Raw genomic sequence first — 12,478 nt, 5'->3', positions numbered from 1 at the left:
GGCGCAGCCGGACTCAGCCGCGCGGCTTCTCCCGCATCTCGAAGGTCTCGATGACATCGTCGATCTTGATGTCGTTGAACGAGCCGAGCCCGATACCGCACTCGTACCCGTCACGGACCTCGGTCGCGTCGTCCTTGAAGCGACGCAGCGACTCGACCGTGAGGTTGTCCGCCACGACCGTGCCGTCGCGCACGAGACGCGCCTTGGTGTTGCGGCGGATGATCCCGGTGCGGACCAGCGAACCGGCGATGTTGCCGATGCGCGGCACGCGGAAGACCTCGCGAACCTCGGCGGTACCGAGCTGCACCTCTTCGTACTCGGGCTTGAGCATGCCCTTGAGTGCAGCCTCGATCTCCTCGATGGCCTGGTAGATCACCGAGTAGTACCGGACGTCGACGCCCTCGCGGTCGGCGGCCTCGCGGGCCTTGCCTTCCGGTCGGACGTTGAACCCGATGACCACGGCGTCGGACGCGACGGCCAGGTTGATGTCGTTCTCGGTGATCGCACCGACGCCGCGGCCGATGACGCGCAGCGAGACCTCGTCCTTGTCGTCGCCCATGTCGATGTTGAGCAGCGCGTCCTCGAGCGCCTCGACCGAGCCGGACACGTCGCCCTTGATGATGAGGTTGAGCTGGTCGACCTCACCGGCCGCGAGCGCCTTGTCGAGGTCGTCGAGCGAGACCCGACGCCGCGACGACGCCAGCTGCGCGTTGCGCTCGCGCGCCTCGCGCCGCTCGGCGATCTGGCGGGCGATGCGGTCCTCCTCGACGACGAGGAAGGAGTCACCGGCGCTGGGCACGGACTGCAGACCCAGCACCTGGACCGGGCGCGACGGGCCGGCGATGTCGACGGTGTCGCCGTTCTCGTCGAGCATGGCGCGGACGCGCCCGTAGGCGTCGCTGGCCACGACCGAGTCACCGACCCGCAGCGTGCCGCGCTGCACGAGCAGCGTGGCGACCGGACCGCGACCGCGGTCGAGCCGGGCCTCGATGACGATGCCCTGCGCGTCCTGCTCGGCGTTGGCCCGCAGGTCCAGCGCCGCGTCGGCGGTGAGCAGGATGCCCTCGAGCAGGTCGTCGATGTGCAGGTTCGACCGGGCCGAGACGTCGACGAAGAGCGTGTCGCCGCCGTACTCCTCGGCGACCAGCCCGTATTCGGTGAGCTGCTGGCGCACCTTGGACGGGTTGGCGTCCTCCTTGTCGATCTTGTTCACCGCGACCACGATCGGTGCACCGGCCGCCTGGGCATGGTTGAGCGCCTCGATCGTCTGCGGCATGACACCGTCGTCGGCCGCGACCACCAGCACCACGATGTCCGTGGTGGCGGCACCGCGCGCACGCATGGCGGTGAACGCCTCGTGACCCGGGGTGTCGATGAAGGTGATCGGACGGTCCTGGCCCTCGTGCTCGACGTGGACCTGGTAGGCACCGATGTGCTGGGTGATGCCGCCGGCCTCGTCCTTCATGACGTTGGTCTTGCGGATGGCGTCGAGCAGGCGCGTCTTTCCGTGGTCGACGTGACCCATGACGGTGACGACCGGCGGGCGAGCGGTCAGCTCCTCGTCCTCGCCCTCGTCCTCACCGAAGGTCAGGTCGAACGAGTCGAGCAGCTCGCGGTCCTCGTCCTCCGGGCTGACGACCTGGATCTGGTAGTTCAGCTCGGCGCCGAGGAGCTGCAGTGTCTCCTCGTTGACCGACTGCGTGGCGGTGACCATCTCGCCCAGGTGGAACAGGACGGTGACGAGCGCCGCCGGGTTGGCGTCGATCTTCTCGGCGAAGTCGGCGAGCGACGCGCCGCGGGGCAGGCGCAGCACGGAGCCGTTGCCCCGGGGAACCTGCACGCCGCCGAGCGAGGGAGCCGACATGTTGTCGAACTCTTGACGCCGCTGCTTCTTGCTCTTGCGCCCACGGGCCGGACCGCCGCCCTTGCGACCGAACGCACCCGCGGTGCTGGCACCACGACCACCACGGCCACCGCCACCCGGACGACCACCGGGGCCGCCGCGGTAGGGGCCGCCGCCGCCCGGACCACCGGGACCGCCACCGGGACCGCCGGGGCCGCCACCGGGACCGCCGCGGAAACCGCCGCCGCCACCGGGACGTCCGCCCGGACCACCGGGACGCGCACCGGGACCGCCGGGACGCGCACCCGGACCACCGGCGCCCGGACCACCACGCATGCCGCCGGGGCGCGCGGGCATCATGCCCGGGTTCGGCCGTGGCGGCATCATGCCGGGGTTGGGACGCGGGCCGCCGGGACGAGGCGGCATGCTGCCGGGCTGGCCCCGATCGGCCGGACGCGGCGCGGCCGGCCGGGCGGGCGGCGTGCCGCCGCCGACACCGAAGGGGTTGTTGCCGACGCGCGGACCCGGGCGCGGGCCGGCCGAACCGGCCGGACCGGCCGGGCGCGGAGCCGCGGGGACACCCGGCGCGGCCGGAGGTGCCGCCGAGGCGGCGGCCGCAGCCGGACGCTCGGGAGCGGCCGCAGCCGGCTCGGGAAGTGCCGCCGGAGCCGCCGGAGCGGGAGCCGCAGGCGGCTCGGTCGGCTGGGTGGGCTGGGCCGACGGCGCCGGGGTGGGCGTCTCGACGACCGGCGCCGCGGGGGCAGCCGCAGCGGGCGCCGCGGCAGCCTTCTTGGCCGGAGCCTTCTTCGCCGGGGTCGCCGGCGCGGCGTTGGGGTAGGCCTCGCGCAGCTTGCGCGCGGCCGGGGCCTCGACGGTCGAGGAGGCGGTCTTCACATACTCGCCGAGCTCGTTGAGCTTCTCGACGGCTTCCTTGCTGGGGATTCCGAGCTCTTTCGCGAGCGCGGATACGCGGATCTTGCCTGGCACGTGACTCCTTCTGAGGGGGCCGTGCGGGCAAACCGCTCGACCCGTTTAGGGGGTGGACCTACTCATCGCTGGCGCTTCATCGAGTGCCCATAGCTCTTCATCTCCTGCGGGGTTCCGCTGGTGCTGTCTTTCGGTGGAACTGCATTCTTCTCGATCTTGCCGTGATCAGCCTGTGCCCCGTGCTGCGACGTACTCGAGCACCCCGCTCGGATCGACGGGACCGGGCACCCTGAGTGCCCGCCCGAAGGCCCGACGACGCTGCGCGAGTTCGACGCACCCGGGATCGGCGTGCACCCAGGCACCCCGACCCGGGATCCGGCGACGCGGGTCGGGCACGACAGGCAAGGCAACGGGCCCGCCGCCGAGCGGTTCGCTCGAACTCCGGGCCCCAGAGGTACTGCGCGCGGGGGCTTGATGCGCTGCCTTGCCGATCGCGTCCGGCGCCACGACGACGCGGAGCAGATCGACAGCCGAAGCCCGCTGGCGACACCCGACGCACGTGCGAATCGGGCTTTGGGGCCCGGATCGTGATGTTTCGGATGCCGTCGACGCGCCGACGGCCACAGTGGACTCTACTCCCCGGGGGCCGGTGGAGCCGACTCGCCCACGGCCGGCGCGGGCGGGGCCGTCGTGGCGGAGGCGTCGCCGTCGGTCTCGGCGACGGTCTCGGCGTCGGTCTCGGCGTCACTGTGGATGTCGATGCGGTGGCCGGTCAGCCGGGCGGCGAGCCGGGCGTTCTGGCCCTCGCGCCCGATCGCGAGCGACAGCTGGAAGTCGGGGACGACCACGCGGACGGCCATGGTGGCGGGGTCGACCATCACGCTGGAGATCGCGTGGGCCGGCGACAGGGCGTTGCCGACAAAGGTCGCGGGATCCTCGGCCCAGTCGATGATGTCGATCTTCTCGCCGTGCAGCTCGGACACGACGTTGCGCACGCGCTGGCCCATCGGGCCGATGCAGGCGCCCTTGGCGTTGAGGCCGTCGACGGCGGTGCGCACCGCGATCTTGCTGCGGTGTCCGGCCTCGCGGGCGACCGCGACGATCTCGACGCTGCCGTCGGCGATCTCGGGCACCTCGAGCGCGAAGAGCTTCTTGACCAGGCTCGGGTGGGTGCGGCTGAGGGTGACCTGCGGGCCGCGCTGGCCACGGGCCACGCCGACGACGTAGGCCTTGATGCGGGTGCCGTGGGTGTACTGCTCGCCCGGGACCTGCTCGGACTGCGGCAGGATCGCCTCGATCTTGCCGATGTCGACGAGGACGAGGCCGCGCTGCGAGGCCTGGGCGTCGGCCTGGATGACGCCGGTGACGATGTCGCCCTCACGGCCGGAGTACTCACCGAAGGTCTGGTCGTGCTCGGCGTCGCGCAGGCGCTGCAGGATGACCTGCCGGGCGGTCATGGCCGCGACCCGGCCGAAGTCGGTGGGGGTGTCGTCGTACTCCTCGACGACGTCACCGTCGGGCCCGAGATCCTGGGCCCACACGACGATCTCGCCGCTCTTGCGGTCGACGACCACGCGGGCGTGCGGCATCGAATGCGGCGTGTGCTTGTAGGCGGTGAGCAGAGCCGTCTCGAGCGCCCCGATCAGGGTCTCGAAGGAGATCTCCTTCTCCCGCTCGATGCTGCGCAGCGCGGCGAGGTCGACCTGGAACATCGTCACTCCTCCCCTGAACGGTTGAACTCGATCTGCACCTTGCCGCGGCCGAGGTCGGACCAGGCCACGTGCTCCGGGCGTCCCTTGATCTCCAGGGTCACGCCCGCGTCGTCGGTTGTCACGACCCGTCCGGTTATCGTCCTGCCCTTCGACTGGACGGTGACGAGTCGACCGGCGGCCCGGCGCCAGTGGCGCGGCTCGCTCAGCGGGCGGTCGACCCCGGGTGAGGTGACCTCGAGGACGAACGATCCGGCCAGCAGGCCGGTGGCCTTCTCGTCGGTGTCGAGCGTCTCGGACACCAGGTGGCTGACGACGGCGACGGCGTCGAGATCGATGCCACCGTCGGCGTCGACGATCACGCGCACCAGACTGCGCCGGCCCGCCGCGGACACGGTGACGTCCTCGAGGTCGAGACCCGCCTCGGTGACGAGCGGGGCGAGGAGGTCGTGGAGGTAGTCACGGGCCTGCGCCGCTGACGCTCCGGCTGTCGCGGGCGGCATGGCTGCTCCTGTCTGGTTCCTTGCGTGCAGTTGTGACGGCGAGCGTATCGGCTCTGCCAAACTGGCAGCGACATGGCCGCCGACGAGGGAGACCCCGATGACAGGCCGGACCCTGCCGCGGCCGGGCCGGACACCCCGGGTGATAACGCCGAGGCGGCCGACGCCGCCGGCCCGGCGCATGCCGCTCCGGGCGGGCGGCACGCGGCCCCCGAGCCGGCGGACGAACCCGTCCCGGAACCGGCGGTCGAGCCGGCCCCGGAGCTCCCCGCGGCGGCTGCAGGCGGGACGTCGCGCCGCGGCGTGCTGCTCGGCGCCGCGGCGGTCGTGCTCGCCGGCGGCGGCGGGGTGGGGGCCGGCTTCCTGGAAAAGCGGCGGCGGGCCCCGATCCGTCCGCTGCCCCCGGCCGCGCTCACCGCCGCCGCTGACGACGAGCGGCAGTTGATCGCCGACCTGGACGCCACCACCGGCGGCTCGGCCGGGGTGCGGGTCGTCATCGCGCAGGCCCGGGCCGATCACGCCGCTCACCTGCGGGCGCTCGAGGCGCTGCTCGGTTCCTATCGGCAGCCGGTCACGCCGACGTCGTCGCCGTCCGGGCTCGGCACCGCCCGCACCGCGGCCCAGCTGCGGTCGGCCGAGACCCAGGCTGCGGTCGCGTCCGGTCGCCGGGCCGCGGCCGCCACCGGCTCGCTCGCGACCCTGTTCGCCAGCATCGCGGCCTGCGAATCGACCCACGCGGCGTTGCTGACGTGACCGGGCCGAGCGCCGCGGTCGTCGCGGCCTGGCAGGCGGCCCTGTCCGCCGAGCAGCAGGCCGTCTTCGGCTACGCCCTGCTCGGCCCGATCCTCGCCGCGAAGGACCGTGGCCGGGCGGAGACCGCGACCGGCGACCACGAGGCCACCCGCGACGCCACCTCGGCCGCCCTGCTCGCCGCCGGCCACTCCCCCGTGCCGCCCGCCGCCGACTACCCGGCGCTCTACCCGGTGCCCGACGCGGCGGCGGCCCGGCGCCTGGCCGTGCGTCTCGAGGACTCCTGCGCCGCGGCCTGGCGCTACCTGTACGAGCGGGCGGCGGCCGCGCCGGCTGGGAACGCGCTGCGCGGCGTCGCCCAGGACGCGCTGACCGCCAGCGCGGTGCGGGCCGCGCAGTGGCGCGCGCTCATCGACCCGTCGCGCGCGACGACGCCGTTTCCCGGCATCTGACCCGTGCGGACCCGCGGCGGCTAACGGGTCGGCAGGCCCCACTGGGTGAATTCGGTCCTGAGCCGGGAGGCGGCCCGGTTCCCGAGGGTCATCCGCACGAGGAACACGAAGTTGGCCCGCCACGCGTGGTGATGACCGCGGCTGGTGCCCGGACCGCTCACCACCTCTCGATCGGCACCGTCGACGTCGACGTCCGCGGTCACGATGTGGGCCAGCTCATGCAGGCACGACGTCTCGCACCGGCGGGCGTCGCGGCGGTCGTTCACGCCGATCTTCACCCGCCGCCGGTCCGAGTCGGCGGCACTGCCACCCGCCCCTCCGATCACCGCGACCGGTACGGCGTGCACCGCGAACGCGGCGGCGAACCAGTCCGCCTGCTGGACGGCGTGCAGGTAGGCCGCGCACTGCCGGATCGGGATCACGGCCTGATCGGTGCCGAGCAGGGCCCGACCGGTATCGCTCTGCGGCAGCGCGGCGGCGAACTCGGCGCCGTAGGCGGCCTCCTGGAGATTCAGGCCGGCCCCCCGTCAGCGTCCGGCCGGCACGGCCGACTCGTCGGCCGCCTGCTCGAACTGGGCCCGGTACAGGCGGGCGTAGGCGCCGTCGGCCGCGAGCAGCTCGGCGTGGTTGCCCTGCTCGACGATCCGGCCGGCCTCCATGACGAGGATCAGATCTGCGTCCCGGATCGTCGAGAGCCGGTGCGCGATGACGAAGCTCGTGCGGTTGGCCCGCAGCGCCGCCATGGCGTGCTGCACCAGCAGCTCGGTGCGGGTGTCCACGGCGCTCGTGGCCTCGTCCAGGATCAGCAACGACGGCTGGGCGATGAAGGCCCGGGCGATGGTGATGAGCTGCTTCTGGCCGGCGCTGAGGTTGCTGCTCTCCTCGTCGATGACGGTGTCGTAGCCGTGCGGCAGGCTCGGCACGAACCGGTCGACGTAGCTGGCCCGGGCGGCGTCGAGGATCTCCTCCTCCGACGCCCCGGGACGTCCGTAGGCGATGTTGTCGCGGATGGTCCCCCCGAACAGCCAGGTGTCCTGCAGCACCATGCCGATCTCCCCCCGGAGCTCGGCGCGGGCCATCGTCGCGATGTCGACGCCGTCGAGCGTGATGCGCCCGCCGTCGAGCTCGTAGAAGCGCATGATCAGGTTCACGAGGGTCGTCTTGCCCGCGCCGGTGGGCCCGACGATGGCGATCGTGTGGCCCGGGTCGGCGATCAGGGAGAGGTCCTCGATCAGCGGGGTGTCGGGCGCGTAGCGGAAGGAGATGTGTTCGAACTCGACCCGCCCGCGCAGGTGCGCCGGGCGTTGCGCGCCGACCGGGTCGGCCGACTGTTCCGGGGTGTCGAGCAGGTCGAACACCCGCTCGGCCGAGGCTACGCCCGACTGCAGCAGGTTGGCCATCGACGCCACCTGGGTCAGCGGCTGGGTGAACTGGCGCGAGTACTGGATGAACGCCTGGACGTCGCCCAGGCTCATCGTGCCCGACGCGACCCGCAGGCCGCCGACGACCGCCACCAGCACGTAGTTGATGTTGCCGAGGAACATCATCATCGGCATGATCAGGCCGGAGACGAACTGCGCCCGGAAGCTGGCCTGGAACAGCTTGTCGTTGTGCTCGGCGAACGCCGCCTCGACCTCGTGCTGCCGGCCGAAGACCTTCACCAGCTCGTGCCCGGTGAACGACTCCTCGATGTGCCCGTTGAGCGCGCCGGTGTGCCTCCACTGCGCGACGAACTGACCCTGCGAGCGCTTCGCGATCGCGCGCGTGACGAGGAAGGTCAGTGGGACGGTCACCAGCGCGATGATCGCGAGCACGGGCGAGATCAGCAGCATCATGGCGAGGACGGCGACCACGGTGAGCAGCGACGACAGCAGCTGGCTCATCGTCTGCTGCATCGTCTGCGCGATGTTGTCGATGTCGTTGGTGACGCGGCTCAGCACTTCGCCGCGCGGTTGGGCGTCGAAGTAGGGCAGCGGCAGCCGGTTCAGCTTGTCCTCGACCTCGGTGCGCATGCGCAGGATCGTCCGCTGCACGACGCCGTTGAGGACGTAGCCCTGCAGCCAGCCGAACACGCTGCCGATCACGTACACGACCACGGCGAACATCAGCACGGAGCCGAGCCGGGTGAAGTCGACGCCGTGGCCGGGCACCACGTGCATGCTCTGCAGCAGCCCGGCGTAGGTGTCCTCGCCGCGCGCCCGGGCCGCGTCGATCGCCTGCTGCCGGGTGATCCCCACAGGGATGCGGCGGCCGATGACCCCGGAGAAGATGATGTCGGTGGCCCGGCCGATGATGCGGGGGCCGAGCACGAACAGCGTCACGCTCGCGACGGCGAGCAGCCCGACGAGCGCGGTCGCCCAGCGCTCCGGCGCCAGCCGGTGCAGCAGGCGCTTCGCCGACGGGGCGAAGTTCAGCGACTTCTCCGCCGGCATGCCGGCCGTCATCCAGGGTGGTCCGCCACCCCGGCGCGCGGCTGTGCCGGCCGGGGGCAGCCGCTGCGGCACCGGCCCCTTGGTGAGATTCGGCTTCGACCCGTTCACCTCGCTCACGCCACCGACTCCTCGGCGCGGAGCTGGCTCTGCACGATCTCGGCGTAGGCCGGGCAGGTGTCGACGAGCTGGTCGTGGGTGCCCTCGCCGACGATCTCGCCGGCCTCCAGCACCACGATGCGGTCGGCGTCGATGATCGTCGAGACGCGCTGGGCCACGACGATCACCGCGGCGTCGCGGGTGATCGGCCGCAGCGCCGCGCGCAACCGGTAGTCGGTGCCGGAGTCGAGGGCGGAGAAGGCGTCGTCGAACAGGTAGATCTCGGGGCGGCGGACGAGCGCCCGGGCGATCGCGATGCGCTGGCGCTGGCCGCCGGAGAGGTTGGTGCCGCCCTGGGCCACCGGCGCAGCGAGCCCCTCGGGCATCGCCTCGACGAAGTCCCGGGCCTGCGCGACCTCGAGGGCGGTCCAGAGCTGTTCGTCGGTGGCGTCCGGGTCGCCGTGGCGCAGCGTGCTCGCGATGGTGCCGGAGAAGAGGTAGGCCCGCTGCGGGACGTAGCCGATTCGGCTCCACAGCAGGTCGGGGTCGAGCCGCCGCACGTCGACGCCGTCGACCAGCACGGACCCGGCGGTGACGTCGACCAGGCGCGGGATCAGGGTGAGCAGGGTCGTCTTGCCCGCGCCCGTGCTGCCGATGATCGCGGTCGTCTCGCCCCGGCGGGCGTGCAGCGTGATGCCCGACAGCACCGGCGCCGCCGCGCCCGGATACGTGAACCCGACCCCGCGCAGCTCGACGTCGCCGCGCAGACCGACCTCGGTGACCGGATCGAGCGGCGGCACCACCGACGACTCGGTGTCGAGCACCTCCTCGATCCGCTCGGCACAGACCGCCGCACGCGGGATCATCATGATCATGAAGGTGGCCATCATGACCGCCATCAGGATCTGGGCCAGGTAGTTGATGAACGCGGTCAGCGATCCGATCTGGGTCTGCCCGCCGTCGACCCGGGCCGCACCGAACCAGAGCACCGCGACGGTGGACAGGCTGAGCACCAGCTGGACCGTCGGGAACATGAGCGCCATCAGCCGCCCGGCCCGCAGCGAGGTGTCGGTGAGCGAGCGGTTCGCGGTGTCGAACCGCGCGCGCTCGACCGGCTCGCGGACGAACGCGCGCACCACCCGCACGCCGGTGATCTGCTCGCGCAGCACCCGGTTCACCTGGTCGATGCGGGTCTGCATCAGCCGGAACTGCGGCACCATGCGGCGCACGATGAGGGTGATGAGCACGGCCAGCAGCGGCACGCTGACGGCGAGCAGCCAGGACAGCCCGGCGTCCTCACGCAGGGCCATGATCACGCCGCCGACGGCCATGATGGGCGCGGCGACCATCATCGTGCTGGTCATGACGACGAGCATCTGCACCTGCTGCACGTCGTTCGTCGTGCGGGTGATCAGCGAAGGCGCGCCGAACTGATTGACCTCGCGGGCCGAGAAGCGCCCCACCCGACCGAAGAGCTCGGCCCGCAGGTCGCGACCGAAGCTCATGGCCGTGCGCGCCCCGAAGTACACGGCGACGACCGAGCAGAAGATCTGGACGAGGCTCACCGCCAGCATCCAGCCGCCGATGCGCAGGATGTAGCCGGAATCGCCCTGTGCCACACCGTTGTCGATGATGTCGGCGTTCAGGCTGGGCAGGTACAGCGACGCCATGGTGCCGACCAGCTGCAGCCCGACGACGGCGGACAGCCACCGCCGGTACGGGCGCAGATGATCACGCAGCAGACGCACGAGCATGCTGACACCGTAGCCATCCGGTGCGACGATTTTGGCGGCTCGTTGCTCGGCGATTCCTCAGCGCCAGGCGTCGACCACCGCGAGCAGATCGGCCAGCCGGTGGATGACCGCGTCGGGATCGCCCTGCACCGGCCCGCGCTGCTCGGCCGGGATGTCGCTGTGCGGGATGAGCACCGCCCGCATGCCGACCGACTTGGCCCCGTGGATGTCGTCGAACGGCCGATCGCCCACGAACACCGCCTCGGCCGGGTCGTCGACCTCGACGGCGGCGAGCGCGGCCCGGAACGCCTCGGGATGCGGCTTGGTCCACGGGATCTCGGAGCTGTACACCGCGCCGTCGATGTGGCCCAGCACGCCGTCCCGCTCGAAGATTCGCTCGTGCTGCTCGCGCGACCACAGCGTGTTCGACAGGACGCCGATGCGGATCTCGCGCTCGCGCAATGCCTCGAACAGCCCCGGCGCGTCGGGGTCGAGGTAGGTGTGCGGCTCCCACCAGTCGTGGAACGCGTCGAGCATCTGCGGGGTGTGCTGCACCCCGACCGTCGCGAACACCTCGGCGAGCGAGCCGCTGCGATGGCCGTCGTGCGTCCGCTTCCAGATCTCGTTCTCGGCGGCGGCCAGCCGGGCCGCGAGCTCGGCGTCGGCGACGGCGTGGATCCAGGCCTGCCGGGGTTCGATGGTGTGCCAGGGGGTGAGCGTGCCACCCCAGTCGAAGATGACGGTGCGGACGGGCATCAGAGCACGGTAGCCGAGCTCAGCCCGAGTGTCCGGTGATTTCCTGCAGCGGCTCGAGGCGATCGGCTCTGGGTGACATCCAGGGACGCGCCGGCCCGGCGATCGTCCGGCCCTCGCATCAGGTGATCGAGACCGTCGGCTCGCCCGAGGCCACGCCGGCGTCGCCCATCTTCTCGGCGAGACGCATGGCCTCCTCGATGAGGGTCTCGACGATCTGCGACTCGGGCACGGTCTTGATGACCTCGCCCTTGACGAAGATCTGGCCCTTGCCGTTGCCCGAGGCGACCCCGAGATCGGCCTCGCGGGCCTCCCCCGGGACGTTGACGACGCAGCCCATGACCGCGACGCGCAGTGGCACCTCGATGCCCTCGAGGCCGGCGGTCACCTTGTCGGCGAGGGTGTAGACGTCGACCTGGGCCCGCCCGCACGACGGGCAGGACACGATCTCGAGGCGGCGCTGGCGCAGGTTGAGCGACTCGAGGATCGACAGCCCGACCTTGACCTCCTCGACCGGCGGCGCCGAGAGCGAGACGCGGATGGTGTCGCCGATGCCGCGGCTGAGCAGCGCCCCGAACGCGACTGAGGACTTGATGGTGCCCTGGAAGGTCGGACCGGCCTCGGTGACGCCGAGGTGCAGGGGGTAGTCGCACTGCTCGGCGAGCTGCTCGTAGGCGCGCACCATGATCACCGGATCGTTGTGCTTGACCGAGATCTTGAAGTCGCGGAAGTCGTGCTCCTCGAACAGCGCCGCCTCGTTCAGCGCCGATTCGACGAGCGCCTCGGGGGTGGCCTTGCCGTACTTCGCGAGCAGCCGCTTGTCGAGCGAGCCGGCGTTGACGCCGATGCGCAGCGAGACGCCGGCGTCCTTCGCCGCCCGGGCGATCTCGCCGACCTTGTCGTCGAACGCCTTGATGTTGCCGGGGTTGACCCGCACCGCCGCGCACCCGGCGTCGATGGCGGCGAAGACGTACTTCGGCTGGAAGTGGATGTCGGCGATGACCGGGATCTGCGACTTGGCCGCGATGGCCGGCAGCGCGTCGGCGTCGTCCTGCGACGGCACGGCCACGCGCACGATGTCGCAGCCGGTGGCGGTCAGCTCGGCGATCTGCTGCAGCGTGGCGTTCACGTCGGAGGTCAGCGTCGTCGTCATCGACTGCACCGACACCGGCGCGTCGCCGCCGACGGCCACCGAGCCGACGTTGATGCGGCGCGACTTGCGGCGGGGGGCGAGAACGGGGGGCGGCGGGGCGGGCATGCCGAGGGAGACGCTCATACCTCGA

The 12,478-nt window shown here is 71.9% G+C and carries 11 protein-coding genes; 2 read left to right on the top strand and 9 right to left on the bottom strand.

All coding sequences use genetic code 11. The features are described 5' to 3' along the window. Nucleotides 1-13 precede the first annotated feature (13 nt). From infB to rimP, 4 genes are all read right to left on the bottom strand, one after another. Nucleotides 14-2,830: a translation initiation factor IF-2 gene (infB, locus tag VGN18_RS02245; protein WP_327538000.1), complete on the bottom strand. Its 2,817-nt coding sequence runs from the start codon at nt 2,828-2,830 to the stop codon at nt 14-16. A 165-nt stretch (nt 2,831-2,995) separates the two neighbouring features. Continuing rightward, on the bottom strand, nt 2,996-3,394 hold the full coding sequence (locus tag VGN18_RS21050) for a YlxR family protein (protein ID WP_349259808.1): 399 nt from the start codon (nt 3,392-3,394) through the stop codon (nt 2,996-2,998). A gap of 8 nt (nt 3,395-3,402) precedes the next feature. Beyond that, the gene (gene nusA, locus VGN18_RS02240) at nt 3,403-4,482 is read right to left on the bottom strand and encodes a transcription termination factor NusA (RefSeq protein WP_327537999.1); all 1,080 of its coding nucleotides are present in this window, start codon (nt 4,480-4,482) and stop codon (nt 3,403-3,405) included. A gap of 2 nt (nt 4,483-4,484) precedes the next feature. Continuing rightward, nucleotides 4,485-4,982, bottom strand: a complete 498-nt coding sequence (gene rimP / locus VGN18_RS02235; protein ID WP_327537998.1) for a ribosome maturation factor RimP — start codon at nt 4,980-4,982, stop codon at nt 4,485-4,487. Nucleotides 4,983-5,054: 72 nt separating this feature from the next. On the opposite strand from rimP, the gene VGN18_RS02230 reads away from it, so the two are divergent. Together VGN18_RS02230 and VGN18_RS02225 are read left to right on the top strand one after the other, a co-directional pair. Beyond that, on the top strand, nt 5,055-5,732 hold the full coding sequence (locus tag VGN18_RS02230) for a hypothetical protein (RefSeq protein ID WP_327537997.1): 678 nt from the start codon (nt 5,055-5,057) through the stop codon (nt 5,730-5,732). Then, a complete protein-coding gene (locus VGN18_RS02225; protein WP_327537996.1) occupies nt 5,729-6,181 on the top strand; it encodes a DUF4439 domain-containing protein in 453 nt (150 codons plus the stop codon). The genes VGN18_RS02230 and VGN18_RS02225 overlap by 4 nt, the downstream gene beginning before the upstream one ends. A 20-nt stretch (nt 6,182-6,201) precedes the next feature. On the opposite strand, the gene VGN18_RS02220 is transcribed toward VGN18_RS02225, so the two are convergent. The 5 genes from VGN18_RS02220 to ispG all read right to left on the bottom strand — a co-directional run bounded on the left by VGN18_RS02220 (nt 6,202) and on the right by ispG (nt 12,471). Then, nucleotides 6,202-6,603, bottom strand: coding sequence for a hypothetical protein (locus tag VGN18_RS02220; RefSeq protein ID WP_327537995.1), 402 nt, complete (start codon nt 6,601-6,603; stop codon nt 6,202-6,204). A gap of 105 nt (nt 6,604-6,708) precedes the next feature. Further along, entirely contained in the window at nt 6,709-8,730 is a 2,022-nt protein-coding gene (locus VGN18_RS02215) for an ABC transporter ATP-binding protein (RefSeq protein WP_327537994.1), read from the bottom strand. Next, nucleotides 8,727-10,463: an ABC transporter ATP-binding protein gene (locus VGN18_RS02210; RefSeq protein WP_327537993.1), complete on the bottom strand. Its 1,737-nt coding sequence runs from the start codon at nt 10,461-10,463 to the stop codon at nt 8,727-8,729. Before VGN18_RS02210 ends, VGN18_RS02215 begins: the two co-directional genes overlap by 4 nt. A 57-nt stretch (nt 10,464-10,520) precedes the next feature. Further along, nucleotides 10,521-11,198 (bottom strand): HAD family hydrolase, encoded by a 678-nt coding sequence (locus VGN18_RS02205; protein WP_327537992.1) that lies wholly within the window; start codon nt 11,196-11,198, stop codon nt 10,521-10,523. Between the two features lie 118 nt (nt 11,199-11,316). Beyond that, nucleotides 11,317-12,471 (bottom strand): flavodoxin-dependent (E)-4-hydroxy-3-methylbut-2-enyl-diphosphate synthase, encoded by a 1,155-nt coding sequence (gene ispG, locus VGN18_RS02200; protein ID WP_327537991.1) that lies wholly within the window; start codon nt 12,469-12,471, stop codon nt 11,317-11,319. Nucleotides 12,472-12,478 lie beyond the last annotated feature (7 nt).

Source organism: Jatrophihabitans sp. (assembly GCF_036000465.1).
Lineage (GTDB): Bacteria > Actinomycetota > Actinomycetes > Mycobacteriales > Jatrophihabitantaceae > Jatrophihabitans.
This window is presented reverse-complemented; position numbering and strand designations above follow the sequence as displayed.